Genomic DNA, 17,770 nt, shown 5'->3' on the forward strand with positions numbered 1-17,770 from the left:
AGCCGACAGATATAAAGAAAGGAGGGGATTGATTTCTAGCGAGTAGGAAAAGTGGGAGGGCGGTGACTCATGTGTTTAATTTTTGTAATTTTCAAAAATTATACTGAACATTGGGGAGTTGATTTGGATGTCAGATCTTCATGCAAATCTAGGTACTTCCGTTAAACCGACAAAAGTTCGCTGGCATGTTTTTCTCATGCTTCTCGCACTAGTAACGATCAACTATGTAGATCGTGCCGTTTTGTCCATTGCCATGCCGGAGATCAGCAAAGACCTCGACTTTGATCCTGCAATAGTTGGTTTGATTTTGAGCTCGTTTTTCTGGGGGTATGCTCTCATGCAAATCCCGTCCGGTTGGCTCGCTGATCGTTATCGGCCAGATAAAGTAGTGATTGGTGCTGCCTTTGCCTGGGGAATCGTGCAGACGTTAACTGGATTTGTAAGCAGCAGTAAAGTGCTCATTTTCTTACGGGTCCTGCTAGGCATTACTGAGGCACCGGTCTATCCAGGTGGGGCCAAACTTCAGTCAGTCTGGTTGTCCTCCAACGAAAGAGGGCGGGGAGCTACTATTTTGGATAGTGGTGCGCCGCTTGGAACAGCGATCGGTGGACCGATTATTGTGGCGTTTATGGCGTGGTTCGGTGGATGGCGTGGTGCTTTGATCGGGGCAGGTCTATTGACCCTCATCATTGCCTGGCTGGCTTGGCTCGTAATCAAGGGTTCACCGAGCACAAACAAAAAAATGAATGATGCAGAGCGAGATTATATTCAAAAAGCGCTGGACGAGGAATATGAGGCGCACAAAAAACAGGTGGGGATTAAGGCTGGAGTAAAGGATTACATGAAGGCACGAAACTTTTGGTGTATGTGCTTAGGCTGGTTTTCCTTTAACACCGTTTTTTATGGCCTGATGACATGGGGACCCTCTTATTTGGCGAAAACGCAAAATCTCGATATCAAAAGCTTGGGTGGTTCTGTCCTGATCATTTTTGGTGCCGGTTTTGTCGGGGAAATCATTGGCGGATGGATCGCGGATACGTGGCGGGCCAAGGGCGGCAGTCATAACACGGTTATGCGTACCTTGCTTTCGGTTGCAGGAATCATGACCTCGATTTCCATCTTTATGTTAGGTAGCTCCACATCTCTGACGATGGCGATCACTCTCTTATCCGTTGCTTTGTTCTTCCTTCGCTGGGGTGGTTTATATTGGAGCGTGCCTGCAGCCATTTCGCAGCGCGAGCACGTAGGTACTGTCGGCGGATGCATGAATTTTTCTGGGAATATTGCGGGCATCATCACCCCGATCTATGTCGGATTTATCGTATCGGCTACGGGCTCCTACTTTATTGCACTGATGCTTTTCGCCTTGGCCGGATTACTTTTAGCCACAGCTTCATCGCTCATTAATTATTCGAAAAAAATCGGCAGCACCGTATAGGAGGAATCGAAAATGACTGAACCGAAAAAGATTGGCATGCTCACCCCGTCTTCCAACACCATTCTGGAGCCTGTATGCTCTCGGATGCTACATGAGATCTCTGAGGTCACCTGTCATTATTCACGATTTGAAGTGACCAAAATCTCGTTGGAACAGGATGCACTCAAGCAATTTGATTATGAACCAATGCTTCGTGCTGCAGAGTTGTTGGCACATGCAGAGGTGGATGTCATTGCCTGGAATGGAACATCAGGAGGGTGGCTGGGATTGGATGTCGACGAGAAGCTGTGCGAATTAATTACCAAGCGAACAGGCATCCCTGCAACGACATCCATGCTCGCACAAATGGAAGCGTTTGCTCAAAATCATGTAAAAACTCTCCATCTGGTAACCCCCTATATACCAGAAATTAATGTACTTCTTGCCAAACAATACTTGCAGTACGGCGGTATCGAGGTTGTGAATGTTCAGGGGTGTGCACAAACGGTGAACCGCTCCTTTAGTTTGGTGAAAGATGAAAGAATAGAAGAGATGATCAAAGAGGTAGCGAAATCCCCGGCAGATGGATTAAGTATTGTTTGTACCAACTTTCCAGCAGTGAACAAGGTAGAATACTATGAGCAAACCTACAACCAGACTATGTATGATACGATTGCCGTCCTCGTATGGCAATGCTTGCGAATGGTGGATATTGATCCGAAAAAGGTAACAGGCTGGGGAAAACTGTTTCAAAGCTGAACTGAAAGGAGTATTCAGCCTGTACATCTGCTGAATGCTCCTTTCTTTTTTCAAGAGGAGAATAGTACTTGTTTTCGGAAAATTTATGTAAATGAAAACGTTTGATGTTATAATGTACTAACGTCGTTACCTGCTTGAATACATGATGGATAGAGAGGGTCCAAGCAATGATCCAGTCCAACGAAGCAGACATTTACAAAACGATCAAGCAAGCAATTTTGCAGCAAAAGCTCCGCCCGAATATGCAGCTCGTAGAGGACGTGATTGCGGAATCATTTGGCGTGAGCCGCACACCAGTCCGCAACGTTCTGCGACGTCTGGCGTATGAAAAGCTGGTGACGATTATCCCACATAAGGGAACGTTCGTCTCCTGTCCCGCAGTTGCTGATGCCAAGGAAGTTTTTGAAATGCGCAGGGTACTGGAAGCGGCAGCTATCCGACAAGCCTGTAAGCGAGCAGATGCAGAGCACATCGCTCGTCTGCATTCTCTGATTGAAGAAGAACACGAGGCTCATGCCCAAGGTGACATGTTTGCCGTGTTGCAAATATCCGGTGATTTTCATTTGAAGATCGCTGAAATAGCAGGGAATTCGTATTACATCAGGTATCTGGAAGAATTGATTTCGCTGACCTATGTCATCATTGCCTTTTATGGCTACAAGCAATTGATGTACTGCAGCTCTGACGAACATATGCAAATTTTGAATGCAATCCGTCAAAAAGACGAGTCATCTGCAGAACGACTCATTGTCGAGCATCTGACGCTGATCGAGCAGTCATTAGATTTTGACGAAGCGGAGGATGTACCAACTTCTTTAGTCGACATTTTCAAAGAGTTCAGGTCGCCATCTTAGTGGATCGCTCCATCCATCCTTTGATTACCAGGATGTATGTTATAGTAGGAGTAGATTCTTATCGGTTTTCTTACTAATAGATTTGGGGTGTCTCCACTATGTCGAGTGATAACTTGGTTAAATCTCTTGATCGAGCCTTGCAGATATTTGAAGTACTTGGCTCTCGCAGGGGAGGATATGGCGTAACAGAAATATCCAAAGAGATCGGGTTGAACAAAACATCGGTTTATCGCATGTTGTCTACCTTCGTTCGGCATGGCTATGTTGAGCAGGATGCAGAAACCGAGAAATATAAATTAGGCTATAAAGTATTGGAATTGAGCTCGGCTTTGCTCGACTCTATCGATTTGCGAACAGAGGCGAAGCCATTTTTAAAAGAGCTCGGGAATGTGACAAACGAAGTGATTCACCTCGTTGTGTATGATCGTGGCGAGGTCGTCTATATTGAAAAGCTCGAAGGAAACGAAACACTGCGCATGCACTCCAAGGTCGGTACGCGGGCTCCCATGCATTGTACAGGGGTTGGGAAAGTGATTATGGCGTACTTGCCGTCGTCAGAAGTAACCAAAATAATCGATCGACAGCCTATGGAGGCGTATACCGTTCATACGATTGTCGATAAAGACGTTTTACTGAATGCACTCAAAGAAATCAAAAGCAACGGGTTTGCGTATGACCTAGAAGAAAATGAAATGGGCATTTCCTGCATTGCCGCTCCGATCTTCGAGCATAACGGGAAGGTTGTTGCAGCAGTGAGTATTTCAGGACCTACGATGCGTATGACAGCAGAGAGGTTGGAAGAATTGCAAGAGCATATTGTAGGCATCGCCAAGAAGATTTCAGGACGATTGGGGTATCGAGAATAGCAAAAAAGCAGTGCACACATGCATGGGCGTTGTGTTCACTGCTTTTTTGAACGTTTGCTTTAAATAAACATACCGCCATCGACAACCATGTTCTGACCGGTTACGAAGCGGGAGTGAGCGAGCAAGGAATAGATGACTTCAGATACGTCCTCAGGAGAAGCAACCCTTCCCAATGGTGTTCCTTCGGCAAGACGTTGGACGTGCTCATCCTGACCTTCCACCCAGCGGGTTTGGACGACGCCTGGGGAAACGCAGTTTACTCTGACTTCCGGCGCCATGACTCTAGCCAAAGATTTTGTTACGCTGATGGCTGCGGCCTTGGAAGCCGCATATGCGATGGAGCTGCCGAGCCCAGTCATGCCCGCGATCGAGGTAATGTTTATGATACAGCCTTTTTGCTTTCTAAGCTCGTCAGCAGCTGCCCGGCAGCAATGAAACATTCCCTTTACATTGACGTCCATGACTTTGTCCCAGTATTCATCCTTTAGTCCTTCCAGGTCGCGATGGTCAACAAAAGTAGTGACACCTGCGTTATTGATCAAAATATCCAAGCGTCCAAATGTCTGGATAGTTTCTTTCACCATGAGACGGACAGCCTCATCAGCTGATACATCCGCTTGGTATAAAAGACTTTGAACCCCGAGAGCTTCTACCTCCCTTTGCGTCTCACGCGCCTCTTGCTCTGATCTGGAATAATTAATCGTGACATGTACGCCTTCCTTTGCCAAACGCAAGGCTGTAGCACGTCCGATTCCGGTTGCCGCTCCTGTGATCAAGGCCACTTTTCCTTTTAACAATAAAATCTCCCCCTTTTCTTTAGTGAACGTAAACGTATTAGTATGAATATACACGATCTTCCTTCCCTGCAGAGGGCTCGGTGGCATTTTTGTACGAACTTTCAGACTATTCACGTTTGTTTCGTATTGCGAAAGTCAGTTTCTTTTTTAAGGAAAATAGTAACAAACGAGGAATAGAAGTTCAATGCTTTTTCATGAAAGCCCATGATTTGACGTGGATTTGGAGGCTTTACTTTTCTTAATACTAACTATTGGAACTTTCAATTTTTTAGTGACAGAAAACTGTGTTAGTGTGAAGGAAATCGAGGGGAGGAGCGAGACACATGTTTCCATTTCGCGTAATCAATCAGGAAACTACCGAAGACGTACTGGATATGGCCAGTGTGATCGAAGTGGTAGAGCAGGCCTATCAAATGAAGTCAAATCAGCAGGCGACATTGTTCCCACTCATCTTTCATGAATTCGTAGAGGGCAGGGCCGATATGGATATTAAATCGGGCCATTTGCCAGCAGCCGATGTGTTTGGGCTCAAGCTCGTTTCATGGTTTGGAGACAACGCAGAAAAAGGGTTGCCACAATTGGTCGGAACCGTCATGGTGCTGGACAGTCAGACAGGTGTTCCGCTCGGGATTTTGAGCGGGGAGCACATCACTTGCATGCGTACGGGAGCAGCAGGCGGGATTGGCGCCAAATATTTGGCACGTCCAGAATCAGAAAACCTCCTCATCGTGGGTACGGGTCATCAGGCACCTTTTCAAATCATGGCGACGCTCATGGCCATGGAGCATATTAAACGAGTCTATATTTGCCACCCGAAATCACCTGAAAAAGCACAGAACTTTAGAGCGCAGATCAAGGACAAGCTTCTTAAAAAATTCGTCTCGAAGTATACAGGAGATGAATACGAGCGTTATGCGAGTCGCTGCGATGTAGAATTTATCGCGGTGGAAAATATCGAGGATGCCGTCAGACAAGCAGATATTATCATTACTGCTACACCTTCTCGTAAGCCGATGATTCAAAAGGATTGGGTAAAACCAGGTACACATATCACGTGTATCGGTGCAGATATGGAAGGCAAGCAGGAGATCGATGAGCGCCTGTTTGCAGCAGGACGTGTCTTCGTGGACGATGTCGGGCAGGCTGTACGTGTAGGAGAAACAGAGGTTCCGATCAAAAAAGGAGTCATCACCGAGAGTGACATCGCCGCGGAGATCGGCAACGTGATCTTAGGGCGTGCTGCCGGCAGAAAAACAGCAGAGGAAATCACGATCTTTGACAGTACAGGGATTGCTATTCAAGATTTGCTGACGGCTACCCATATTTTGAAAGTGGCAGATAAACGCGGTGCTGGCACGATTGTCGATCTGTAAGAGGAAATGGACGAGTAAAGGAGAGAATGAGTGATGAGAATTGCCCCTTTTAAAGTAGAAGAATGGATGAATGAGTACGAGCTTGAGGCTGTCTACAATATTGCCGAGACATGTGTTGACTCTCTGACAGTCGAAGAGCTGATTCGTCTATCTGCTGAACCAGAAGATTTTTTCAAAGAGATGGCAGCACAAAAGCTGACGTATGGTCATATCGAAGGCTCACCGGAATTTCGCAGCCTGGTAGCAGGCATGTACAAGACGATGCAGCCAGAGAACATCCTGGCGATGAATGGGGCGATCGGAGCAAATTTCCTTACCTTGTTCTCGCTCGTGCAGCCAGGAGACGAGGTCATTACGGTTCATCCTACCTACCAGCAAATCTACTCCGTGCCAGAATCGTTTGGCGCGAAGGTGAAGCTGCTCAGATTGCTGCCGGAAAATCAGTTTTTACCTGACCTCGATGAGCTGCGTTCGCTTGTAACGGACAAGACCAAGCTGATTTGCATCAACAACCCGAATAATCCGTCAGGTGCGCTGATGGACGAAGTCATTCTCCGTGAAATCGTTGAGATTGCCCGTTCTGTAAATGCCTATCTGCTATGTGACGAGGTCTATCGCAATTTGCACCAGGATCCGGAGATTACGGTTCCTTCGATTGTGGATCTGTATGAGAAAGGAATTGCGACAAGCAGTATGTCCAAAGTATTTTCCCTCGCTGGCCTGCGTCTGGGCTGGATCGCAGCACCTGTAGATGTGATCAAAAACTGCTTCCAGCATCGCGACTACACAACGATCAGCTGTGGGATGCTCGATGATATGTTGGCTGTGCATGCCTTGAAAAATCGCGACAAAATCATGGAGCGCAATCTGAAGATCGTACGCGATAATCTGCAAATATTAGATGAATGGGTAGCAAAGGAGCCGTTGGTTTCTTACGTGAAGCCACAGGCGGGAACAACCGCGATGCTGAAATACGAGCTGGAGATTCCGTCAGAAGCATTTTGCATCGATTTATTCCGGTCAACAGGAGCGTTCTTGACACCAGGTAGCTGCTTTGACATGGAGGGCTGGGTCCGAATCGGTTATGCCTGCTCTACTGAGGTACTGAAGGCTGGCTTGGAAAAGGTATCTGAGTTTCTCGCTACACAAAAAGTAACGCAATAGGCTCGGGCAGGTAGAGTCTCCTTCATGCGATGGAGGAGGCTTCTCTCCCGATCATCTGATCTGATACCAAATGGGGGGTTATCATGAGTCAGTTACATGTGGACGTGCAGCCGAAAAAGCAGAAAAAGCTATGGGATATCAACGTGTTCGCCTTGCTCTTCGTCGTTCTTGCAAGTGCAGTTGTGCTTACGTATTTACTGCCTGCTGGTGAATATGGAAGAGTAGAAGTAAATGGAAGAAACGTGATTGACCCAGCTACCTTTCAATTCATCGAAGCTTCTCCTGTAAAGCCGCTGGGACTGGTCAACAGTGTGCATACCGGCTTGGTTGAAGCCTCTGGAGTCATCTTTTTTGTTCTTATAATTGGCGGAACATTCGGAATTATAACGGCTACTGGCGCGATTGAAGCACTCATCGTCACTCTATCCAAGCTATTGCGAAATCAGGAAAAATGGCTGATTCCAATCATGATGCTGTTTTTTGCCGCGGGAGGCTCCCTCATGGGTATGGCTGAGGAGACGCTGCCTTATATCGCAATCATGATTCCACTAGCTATCGCACTTGGCTTTGATGCGATTACGGGTGCGGCGATTGTTTTGGTAGGAGCGTCTGTCGGTTTTACGTCGGCGCTTATGAATCCGTTTACAGTGGGGGTTGCCCAAGGAATCGCCGAATTACCTCCCTTCTCCGGCATGGGCTATCGCATTGCTGTTTTTGTCGTGATGTACATCGTTTCTACCGCCTTTATTTTGCGGTATGCATCAAAAGTGAAAAAGGATCGCTCAGCTGGCTTCTTTGGTCTGTTTGAAGGAAAAAGCACGAGTGAGCTTTTGCGTGAGGATATTCAATTAACGGTCAGGCACAAATGGATCTTATCCTTGTTTGTCCTAAACTTCGGTGTTCTGGTTTTTGGCGTGATCGAGTATGGCTGGTATTTGACTGAGCTATCCGGACTCTTCCTGCTCCTCGGGATCATCATCGGATTCACAGGCAAGCTTAGCGTCAATCATATCGTAGACGCTTTCATGAAAGGGGCAGCCGGGCTGATTGCCGGCGCATTAGTCATCGGAGTCGCGCGAGCAGTCGTGGGCGTCCTCAATGATGGTCATATTTTGGATACGATTCTGTACTATTCCGCAGGGGTGCTAAATCAGCTACCTAGTACCTTCACGGCTCTCGGGATGCTCGTCTTGCAAACAATCATCAGCTTTATCGTTCCTTCTGGTAGCGGAATGGCTGCATTGACGATGCCGATCATGGCGCCATTGGCAGAGCTTGTCGGGGTGACGCGCCAGACAGCGGTGCTCGCCTATCAGTTCGGGGATGGAATCTCGAATATTTTTATCCCGACATCCGGTTATTTTATGGCTGGACTGGCACTGGCAGGCATTCCATGGACGCGCTGGATGAAGTGGATTTTCCCGCTGATTATGATGCAATACGCTGTTGCGGCTGTTGCGGTGTTTGTTGCGCATCTGATCGGGTACGGACCATTTTGATAAAAAGGAGAGTAGGCCATGACACTTTGTACCTCGACTCTTGCCCAATGGACGGTGAACGAGCGGCGATATTTGCATCAGTACCCGGAGCTGTCTGGCAAGGAGTATCAGACTGCCGCTTATATTCGAAAATGGCTGCAAGAATGGCAAATTGAGCTGATTCCATGCGAGCCTCCCAGCGTGGTCGGTTTTTTGCGCGGAACTGTTGGTAGCAAAACGATTGCGCTGCGCGCAGATATAGACGCACTGCCTGTGAACGAAGAAGGGGATAAAGCTTATCTTTCCAAAAATCCGGGTGTCGCTCATGTATGTGGGCATGACGGTCACACCGCCATTTTGCTTGCAGCAGCGAAATGGCTTTCTGAGAACAGAGGGGAAGTACGGCCCAACGTACTGTTTCTGTTCCAATCGTCTGAGGAGATGCTCCCGAGCGGTGCGGAAGCGCTTGTTCGCCAAGGTGTGGTGGACGACGTCGACGCCGTGTTTGGACTTCATCTCTGGCAGCCGCTTGCGAAAGGCAAAATCGGAGTTAGCAACGGATCGATGATGGCCTCCTCCGATGATTTGCGTATCGTGATTACAGGTTACGGTGGACATGGCTCGATGCCGCATGAGACCGTTGATCCGATCTTTGTAGCCAGCCAGGTCATTACAGCAGTCCAAGGGATTGTGTCCCGGAGGATAAACCCGATGGAGCCGGCAGTTATTTCGATTTGTCGGATGGAGTCTGGCACCACCTACAATATTATCCCGAGCGCGGCCATTCTCTACGGAACGATCCGCGCGCAATCTGAAAAGACGAGGCAATTGCTGGTTGCCGAGCTTAAGCAAACGATTGAAGCGATATGCAGCGCCTGGGGCGCGACGGGTGAGGTAATCGTGGACTGGGGCACGCCGCCTGTCGTGAATGACAAGCAGATGAGCCAGTATGTCGCAGGAGTCGTCGCCGATCATTGGGGGGAAGAAGTGCTATGCTATGTAGAGCCGGTCATGGGGGGAGAAGACTTCTCCTATTATCTGGAGAGTAAGCCTGGTTCCTTTGTTTTTATCGGGATGGGAGGAGACAAAAGCTCCTATCCGCACCATCATCCCCGTTTTGATATCGACGAGGATGTAATCCCGACAGGTGTCGAGCTATTTATTCAATTGGTCAAGCAGTTCTAACAGATCGTACAAAAGGAGGATGTAGCAGATGCTAACCGTATCTTTTCTCGATATTGTCAAAGCACATAAACATTTGAGAGGGCAAGTTATTCAGACACCGCTCATTCAGTCGGCTGCCTTGTCCAGCTTGTCTGGAGCGGATGTATGGATGAAGCTGGAGTGCCATCAAAAAACAGGATCGTTCAAGGCGCGGGGCGCACTCAACAAGATCGCCTCTCTGCGTGAAGACGAGCTCGCGCGGGGAGTCATCACTGCTTCTGCCGGTAACCACGCGCAGGGAGTTGCCTATGCGGCTTCCCTAAGAGGCATTTCGGCCCTGATCGTAGTGCCGAAAACAGCACCAGAGACGAAAAAAGCCGGGATCAAGCGCTACGGCGCGGAGCTGGTCGTACATGGAGACAACTACGATGAAGCAGAAAGCTATGCGTACCAATTGGCTGAAGAGACAGGCAGGACGTTTGTTCACGCATTTGAAGATGATCAGATTATTGCAGGTCAAGGTACAGCCGGGCTGGAGGCGCTTCTGGAGGAGCCTGATTTTGACGTCATCCTCGTGCCAGCAGGTGGCGGCGGATTGATTTGCGGGGTAGCGCTTGCCGCGAAGGCGATCAAGCCAGATGTAAAAGTGATAGGGATACAGACGCACGCTTCGCCGCCATGGTACTATTCCTTCCGTGAAAAGCGACTGGCGGATGTTGAGTACAGCGATTCTCTCGCGGATGGTCTGCACGGCGGAATTACGCAGGGAAATTTGGATTTGGCGCTTGAGATTGTGGACGACTTTTTGCTCGTAGAGGAGGAGCATGTTGCCCAGGCGATGCACTGGCTAGCAAAAGAGCATCATCTCATGGTCGAGGGTTCAGGGGCAGTAGGGGTTGCAGCATTGATGCAGGGCACGGTACCTGAGCTGCAAGGGAAAAAGGTACTGACTATTGTCAGCGGCAGCAATGTGGATGCAGTAAAGCTCGCTGGTATTGTGAGCAAATATTCGGAGCGCTAAAATGGTGGAGGTCGCCGCATCTGCGAACGGCCTCTTTTCTTTGGACAAAAAGGGCAGCCAGAAAGCGCAGCGGTTGATCAAAAGTCTACTCTTCGGCTAAACTTCTCTCTATAGGCACAGGAAACGGATTGCATCGGAAGGGGGGAGTGGAACCACTATGGAATTGCGCAATTTAAAAACATTTCAGGTGGTAGCCGAGCATCTGAACTTGACCAAGTCAGCTGAGCTGTTGGGATACAGTCAGCCGACCATTACCGTGCAGATTCAGGCATTGGAGCGTGAGCTTGGGCATCCGCTGCTCAATCGGGTAGGCAAGCGCACATTTTTAACTCCAGCAGGAAAAACAGTCAAGCAGTACACAGATCAGCTGTTTCTTGTGTTGCAGCATATGGAGGAAGGGCTCAACAGCTTGCATTTGCCCGTAGGCCCGCTTGTTGTAGCCGCACCTGAGTTTTACTGCACGCAATACATGCCGCAAATGCTCAAAGCGTACGTAGAGACTCATCCGCAGGTCAATTTGCAGGTCATTTCGTGTACAAGCCAGGAAACACTAAAAAAAATTCATGCACATGAAGCAGATATTGGCATTATCGCGGGTGCCAGCTCACAGTCCGAGATTTTTTCGACGATAGTAGACCTGGAGGAATTTGCACTCGTCGCTTCACCTGACATGATCAAGGGACGCTCTATGCAGGAGGCTTTGGCAGCTTTTCCCTTTCTCTCCTATCAGGAAGGCTGCAATCTTGACGGATTCATCTCACAGTGCTTGCTGGAGATCGGGTATGTACCTCCGTCTGTAATCAAATGCAGCAGCGAAGAAACCATCAAGCGGGCTGTGCTGAACGAAACCGGAGTAGCACTGCTCAGCACGGCCTTGGTAGCCAGGGAGCTGCGGACGAAAGAGCTGACAGAGCTCTACCGCTTCTCAAAAAAAGCGGAGACCTCGCTCGTATGTTTAGAGCGGCGAAAGGGCGAGGCAGCCATCCAAACATTTATCGAATCGGTAAAGGACGTATGGCAAACAGTACGTGAAGAGTAGGGAGAAAAAAGCGGATTCCTGTATGTGAGGAATTCGCTTTTTGTTGTAATCAAGAAAAGAACGTTTATGCTTTTAGGCGCTTTATATCTTGTCTAGGCGGATAGCCAAACATTCGGGAATACTCACGGCTGAATTGTGACGGACTCTCATAGCCTACCCTAAATGCCACATCAGCAGCATCTGCTGATTCGGTTAATAGGAGGCGACGGGCTTCCTGAAGCCTCAATTGTTTTTGGAACTGAATGGGGCTCATTGCAGTTACTTCTTTAAAGTGCCGATGAAACGAAGAAATACTCATATTCGCTATTTCAGCAAGTTCTTCAATTCGAAAAGAACGATCATAGTTTTTCATGATTTGTTCAATAACATCTTTGATTTGATAGGTCGAGCTTCCTTCCATTACAACTTGCTCCAAAATAATCCCATTCTGACCTTGCAGCACCCGATAAAGAATTTCCTTCGTAAATAATGGAGCAAGCACCGGAATATCTTCAGGATTATCCAACAAACGAGCTAACCTCATGACCGCATCCATCAAAGCTGTTTCCAACTGGCTGACAAACATAGCTCGCTTAGGATTTTCTTTCGGATTAACTTGAATTTCAGAATCATGTAAAACCTCTAGGATTTGACTCGGTGTAAATTCAAGCTTGAAACCCAAATAGGGAACATCGGAAGTGGCTTCAGTGACTTGGGCGGTAACTGGCAAATGAACCGATGCAACAAGGTAATCGGCAGGACTGTATGTAAAGCGCTCCTGTGCCAGCCATACTTCCTTTGCCCCTTGAACCACCATACAAAAAGAGGGCTTGTAAACTCCGTGGCGTAGTCCGGTTACATTCGAGTCACGCATGAAAAATAAAGACGGAATTGCGGTTGAGTGAACTCCGTCCTTTTCTGAATAACGCTCAATAATTTTGGCGAGCTCATTCTGCTGTTTAGTGATTATTTCAGACATTTGTTCCTCCCGTTCCGTCATTCATTATAGTTCGATTATAGTCCGTATTCGTATGTGAGATAAGTGGCAGTGAGAGGATTAGGCAAACATTTGGCACGAATGGGATAACGGTCGCTTTGTCATCTGGTAGATAATAAGGATGTGAAGCATACAGCTTGGATTTGCAGTTGGCGCTGGTATCGGAGGAATAGACAGGGGGAGTTAATATGCAAAAAGTCATTTTGAACAATGGTGTTGAGATGCCTTTACTCGGTTTTGGAGTTTATCAGATTGCAGATCCAAAAGAATGTGAACAAAGCGTTTATCACGCTATTATGGCAGGCTATCGGCTAATTGATACAGCTGCCTCTTATCTAAATGAAGAAGCAGTTGGCACAGCGATCAAACGGAGTGGCGTGGCAAGAGAGGAATTATTTATCACTACGAAACTTTGGGTTCAGGATACTGGCTTTGAGAGCACTAAAACAGCATTTGAAAAATCATTGAAAAGGTTGCAATTGGATTATTTGGATTTGTATTTAATTCATCAGCCATTTGGCGATGTGTATGGCTCTTGGCGTGCCATGGAGGAATTGTATCGTGAAGGAAAGGTCCGTGCAATTGGCGTTAGTAACTTCCAGATGGATCGCTTGATCGATTTGATGATTCATAATGAAGTAGCACCTGCCGTAAACCAGGTTGAAACGCACCCTTTCAACCAGCAAATCGAAAGTGCAAAATTCATGAAAGAAAGCAATGTTCAGATCCAATCCTGGGCGCCTTTTGCTGAAGGAAAAAATAACTTGTTCCAGAATGAGGTATTGGTATCCATAGCAGAAAAGTATAATAAATCCGTTGCTCAGGTGGTTTTACGTTGGTTGACACAAAGAGAAGTCGTTGTGATTCCAAAGTCTGTTCGTAAAGAAAGGATTATCGGGAACTTCGATATCTTTGATTTTGAATTAAGCCAAGAGGATATGGAGTCGATTACTACGTTAGATACGAAACAGAGCCTGTTCTTTTCGCATAACGATCCTGAAATGGTGAAGTGGATCGGTACTCGTAAACTCGATATATAAATATCGCTATTTCGAAGACCCAGGAGCAGATGCACATAGGCAATCTGCTCCTATTTCGTTTGTAGAATCTATGTATGTTATTAAACGATTCTGCTCGTTAGTCGATTGCGAGTCTCATGCTTTCTTACTCTCTGCACACAGTCTAGATGCAGCTGGAGAGCTGATATCGCCTATAAGGATTCGTGTAACGAGACTACCTAAAATTGTTTGACTATTCGGAACTGGGCAGGTATAATTTGGTTAATCTTTGTTAGTAAAGTTAACTAACTCTATGGTGGTGATTGGTGAGGCGTGCGTGTTCCCAGAAAAACAGGCAACAGCAAACTGGTGAAGAAGCTGAACAAGGGAGAGGTTTTACAGCAGGTCATACAGCACGGTCAGATTTCCCGCGCCGATATATCCAAGGAGACCATGCTCAGCCGTCCGTGTGTTTCTGCTCTGGTAGAAGAGATGATTCAAGAAGGTCTTCTGCACGAGGTAGGGATGGGAGATTCCAAAGGCGGGCGAAAGCCGATTCTCTTGGAATACAATTACCAGGCGTATGCGATTGCAGGGGTGATTTTTGAGGGTACCACACTGGACATGGCGATTGCCGATTTGAAAGGCGAGTTTTTGGCACGCTACCGAAAGCGACTGGCTCTGCCATCCAATGGTGAAACCGTCATTGAGGACTTGGCGGCAGGCTTGGAGCAACTTTTGGAAGAGAGCGGTATCGAGCGAGAACGACTGCTCGGTGTTGGCGTCGGCTTGCAGGGTGTTGCTCAACGTGGGAGCGGTACTGTCAGCTTTTCACCCAGTACGGGCTGGATGGGTTCTCCGATCCAGCAAACCATCGAGGAACGGCTAGGACTGCCTGTCATCATCGATAACGATGTGAATATGATGACACTGGGCGAATACGCTCGTGGGGCAGGAGTCGGTCATTCCAATGTCGTCTACATGTACGTAGGTACAGGAATCGGCGCGGGAATCATTTTGGACGGACAATTTTATCGAGGAAGCCGAGAAGCAGCAGGTGAGATCGGCTTTATGATGATCGGTCCCGTACATAATCGTCCGAATGACGCGTCTGGAGTTTTTGAGACGAATTATTCTACCTCGGGAATTTTGCAGAAAGCAAAGGGATTTCTCTCCGACCTTCAGGAAGGGTCGAGTGTCATAGAAGAGCTCATCCGCCTCGCCCGGCAAAATAACGCTGATGCACAACGTCTTCTCGATGATGTGTACCGACATTGGGCGTATGGCATGGCAAACATCGTAAGTGTATTGAACCCGGAGCTGTTAATCCTGAGCGGGGAGATGGTCCACGTCGACGAAGAAGGGGTGAAACGAATTCACGATTGGCTGAAAGAGTGGGTGCCAGAGGTGCCATGTCTCGAAAAGGCAAGCTTAGGCGAGCGGGCAGGCTTGATTGGCGCAGTGCATTGCGTCTTGGAAGCGTTTCCGTTCAGCAGACTGCTTGACAAAGAGTGAGATGAGAAGAGGGGGAGTCAGTTTTGAAAAAGTCCAACAGCATAAAAAAATGGATGCAAGGTATATTCGTCAGTTCCTTGGCCTTGACTGTGGCTGCGTGCTCAGGTGGAGGACAACAATCAGCACCTGCTGACAATAACAACAGTGGGGGATCTGGCTCACAGCCAGCAGCACAACCGGCAACACCAGCTCCGTCTGGAGAACCGCAAAAGCTGGTTATCTATACAGGACGCGACAAGAACATTTTTGAAGTCGTCCTGCCGAAGTTCAAGGAGAAGTATCCGAACATCGAGGTGGAAACACTGGAGATGGGCGCCCAACAAATTTTGGAGCGTGTTCGTGCAGAGAAAGCCAACCCGCAGGCTGACTTCTGGTGGGGCGGCACACAGTCCGCATTGAGCACAGCTGCTAATGAAGGACTACTGGAAGCTTACAAGCCTACCTTCTCTGACAAGGTTCCTGATTTGTATAAAGACCCGCAAGATCGTTGGTACGGTGAAATGCTCTTGCCAGAGGTCATCATGTACAACAAGGATGTGCTCAAGCCGGAAGAAGCGCCACAAGATTGGGATGAATTGCTCGATCCGAAATTCAAGGACAAAATCGTGATTCGTAACGTTCTGCCGTCAGGCACAATGCGCACCATTTATTCCGCGATGATTTTCCGCCAGGGTGCAGATACACCTGAAAAAGGCTACGACTGGCTGTTGAAGCTGGATGCTAACACGAAGGAATACACCCAAGACCCAACCAACCTCTACCTCAAGCTAGATCGTCAAGAAGGCGTAATTTCCCTGTGGAACCTGCAAGACGTCCTGTTGCAAGGCAAAAAGAATAACCATCCTTATGATTTCATTTATCCAAAGAGTGGAGCACCTATTCTCGTAGACGGTATCGCTCTCGTCAAAGGCGCGAAAAACATGGATGCGGCGAAAAACTTCATGGAGTTCCTGATGAGCCCGGAAATTGCTTCTCAGCTGGCTAAGGAGCGCTTCCAGTTCCCTGCTCGTACCGATATCAGCAAAGACGATTTGCCAGACTTCATGAAAAATCTGGAGCTGAAGCCGATGGATCTCGATTGGGACGTTATGGCTGCAAAGGAAAAAGAGTGGATGCAGCATTGGGATGAAAACATTAAGGGTAAAGGCAAGAAGTAATGATGCCTAGACGGGAAGGATGATTCCTTTCCGTCTAGTCACTTGTGCAATGCAATGCTAGGGCATGTGGCCACGACTTGCCACAAAGGAGGAAAGAAGACCTGATGAGCAGCGTAACACTTGATCATGTATACAAACGGTTTGGCAATGCAAAAGGAGTCGAGGACGTTCACATCCATATTGAATCAGGTGAATTCTTCACATTTTTGGGGCCAAGCGGTTGCGGCAAAACAACCACCTTGCGAATGATCGCGGGCTTTTACTTTCCATCAGACGGACAAATCCGTTTTGGCAGCCAGGAGGTTACGGCTCTGCCGCCTCACAAGCGCAATACGGGGATGGTTTTCCAGAACTATGCTCTTTTTCCGCATATGACTGTTTTTGAAAATATCGCATTTGGATTGCAGGTGCGCAAAATCAACAAGACGGATACAAAGGAACGCGTCGAGCGCATCATGAAGCTCGTACGATTGGAGGGCTACGGAGACAGGCGTATTGACCAGCTCTCTGGCGGACAGCAGCAAAGGGTTGCGCTGGCACGGGCACTCGTCATTGAACCGCAAATCCTGCTTCTGGATGAACCGTTGTCCAATCTGGATGCCAAGCTGCGCGAGGAAACCCGCTTTGAAATCAAGCGGCTGCAGCTGGAGCTCGGGATTACAACCATTTACGTGACACATGATCAGGCTGAAGCCATGTCCATGTCAGATCGGATCATGGTTATGCAAAGTGGAGAAGTACAGCAAATAGGCACACCGCACGAGATTTACCATTACCCTGTGAATCGTTTTGTCGCTTCCTTTATTGGCGAGACGAATTTGTGGGAAGGAACTGTTGTCGGCATCGAAGGAGAAGAGGTTAAAGTACGCCTCGCTTCCGGTCATGTGCTCAGCGGGCTGAAACAAAACGCTTCGCCACGCGCTCGTCTTGCGGAAGGGGAGACGATTACGATGTCGATCCGACCTGAATCCGTTCAGGAGAGCACAGTGACAGAGGGAGCCAATGTTGTATCCGGATCTGTGGAGATGTCCGAATTTACAGGCGCATGCGTCAATTACACGACCAAGGTCGGACAAGAACAGCTGCGCAGCATGTCTATTAATCTGGGACGGCCAGTGAAACAGCGGGGAGACTCAATCGGGCTACATATCCCGAAAGAGAGCATCTATTTCGCAGGATAAGGGGGAAGAAG

16 protein-coding genes are annotated in these 17,770 nt (G+C 48.0%); 14 read left to right on the forward strand and 2 right to left on the reverse strand.

Features of this window, described 5'->3' with window-relative positions:
• Nucleotides 1-127: 127 nt before the first annotated feature.
• The 4 genes from SB752_RS27260 to SB752_RS27275 all read left to right on the forward strand — a co-directional run bounded on the left by SB752_RS27260 (nt 128) and on the right by SB752_RS27275 (nt 3,896).
• Nucleotides 128-1,438: an MFS transporter gene (locus SB752_RS27260; RefSeq protein ID WP_410718606.1), complete on the forward strand. Its 1,311-nt coding sequence runs from the start codon at nt 128-130 to the stop codon at nt 1,436-1,438.
• 12 nt (nt 1,439-1,450) lie between these two features.
• Nucleotides 1,451-2,176, forward strand: a complete 726-nt coding sequence (locus SB752_RS27265; protein WP_410718607.1) for a maleate cis-trans isomerase family protein — start codon at nt 1,451-1,453, stop codon at nt 2,174-2,176.
• 167 nt (nt 2,177-2,343) lie between these two features.
• Nucleotides 2,344-3,030 carry a GntR family transcriptional regulator gene (locus SB752_RS27270; protein ID WP_410718608.1) on the forward strand — a complete coding sequence of 229 codons (687 nt, stop codon included), beginning with the start codon at nt 2,344-2,346 and terminating at the stop codon, nt 3,028-3,030.
• Between the two features lie 98 nt (nt 3,031-3,128).
• The gene (locus SB752_RS27275) at nt 3,129-3,896 is read left to right on the forward strand and encodes an IclR family transcriptional regulator (protein WP_410718609.1); all 768 of its coding nucleotides are present in this window, start codon (nt 3,129-3,131) and stop codon (nt 3,894-3,896) included.
• Between the two features lie 59 nt (nt 3,897-3,955).
• Here SB752_RS27275 and SB752_RS27280 read toward each other — a convergent pair whose 3' ends face one another.
• A complete protein-coding gene (locus SB752_RS27280) occupies nt 3,956-4,693 on the reverse strand; it encodes an SDR family NAD(P)-dependent oxidoreductase (RefSeq protein ID WP_410718610.1) in 738 nt (245 codons plus the stop codon).
• 323 nt (nt 4,694-5,016) lie between these two features.
• Here SB752_RS27280 and SB752_RS27285 point away from each other — a divergent pair, with 323 nt between their 5' ends.
• From SB752_RS27285 to SB752_RS27310, 6 genes are all read left to right on the forward strand, one after another.
• The gene (locus tag SB752_RS27285) at nt 5,017-6,066 is read left to right on the forward strand and encodes an ornithine cyclodeaminase family protein (RefSeq protein WP_410718611.1); all 1,050 of its coding nucleotides are present in this window, start codon (nt 5,017-5,019) and stop codon (nt 6,064-6,066) included.
• A 33-nt stretch (nt 6,067-6,099) separates the two neighbouring features.
• Entirely contained in the window at nt 6,100-7,230 is a 1,131-nt protein-coding gene (locus SB752_RS27290) for an aminotransferase (RefSeq protein WP_410718612.1), read from the forward strand.
• 83 nt (nt 7,231-7,313) lie between these two features.
• Entirely contained in the window at nt 7,314-8,729 is a 1,416-nt protein-coding gene (locus SB752_RS27295; RefSeq protein ID WP_410718613.1) for a YfcC family protein, read from the forward strand.
• A gap of 18 nt (nt 8,730-8,747) precedes the next feature.
• Nucleotides 8,748-9,893: a M20 metallopeptidase family protein gene (locus SB752_RS27300; protein ID WP_410718614.1), complete on the forward strand. Its 1,146-nt coding sequence runs from the start codon at nt 8,748-8,750 to the stop codon at nt 9,891-9,893.
• Between the two features lie 28 nt (nt 9,894-9,921).
• The gene (locus SB752_RS27305) at nt 9,922-10,893 is read left to right on the forward strand and encodes a threonine ammonia-lyase (protein ID WP_410718615.1); all 972 of its coding nucleotides are present in this window, start codon (nt 9,922-9,924) and stop codon (nt 10,891-10,893) included.
• A gap of 157 nt (nt 10,894-11,050) precedes the next feature.
• Nucleotides 11,051-11,932: a LysR family transcriptional regulator gene (locus tag SB752_RS27310; protein ID WP_410718616.1), complete on the forward strand. Its 882-nt coding sequence runs from the start codon at nt 11,051-11,053 to the stop codon at nt 11,930-11,932.
• Between the two features lie 64 nt (nt 11,933-11,996).
• On the opposite strand, the gene SB752_RS27315 is transcribed toward SB752_RS27310, so the two are convergent.
• A complete protein-coding gene (locus tag SB752_RS27315; RefSeq protein WP_410718617.1) occupies nt 11,997-12,890 on the reverse strand; it encodes an AraC family transcriptional regulator in 894 nt (297 codons plus the stop codon).
• Between the two features lie 206 nt (nt 12,891-13,096).
• On the opposite strand from SB752_RS27315, the gene SB752_RS27320 reads away from it, so the two are divergent.
• From SB752_RS27320 to SB752_RS27335, 4 genes are all read left to right on the forward strand, one after another.
• Complete coding sequence (locus tag SB752_RS27320) at nt 13,097-13,948, forward strand: aldo/keto reductase (protein WP_410718618.1); 852 nt, start codon at nt 13,097-13,099, stop codon at nt 13,946-13,948.
• Between the two features lie 291 nt (nt 13,949-14,239).
• Entirely contained in the window at nt 14,240-15,421 is a 1,182-nt protein-coding gene (locus SB752_RS27325) for an ROK family protein (protein ID WP_410718619.1), read from the forward strand.
• Between the two features lie 53 nt (nt 15,422-15,474).
• Complete coding sequence (locus tag SB752_RS27330; protein WP_410718644.1) at nt 15,475-16,578, forward strand: extracellular solute-binding protein; 1,104 nt, start codon at nt 15,475-15,477, stop codon at nt 16,576-16,578.
• 104 nt (nt 16,579-16,682) lie between these two features.
• The gene (locus SB752_RS27335) at nt 16,683-17,759 is read left to right on the forward strand and encodes an ABC transporter ATP-binding protein (protein WP_410718620.1); all 1,077 of its coding nucleotides are present in this window, start codon (nt 16,683-16,685) and stop codon (nt 17,757-17,759) included.
• Nucleotides 17,760-17,770: the final 11 nt, after the last annotated feature.

Origin of the sequence: Brevibacillus sp. SIMBA_040 (genome assembly GCF_046535075.1) — a bacterium.
GTDB lineage: Bacteria > Bacillota > Bacilli > Brevibacillales > Brevibacillaceae > Brevibacillus.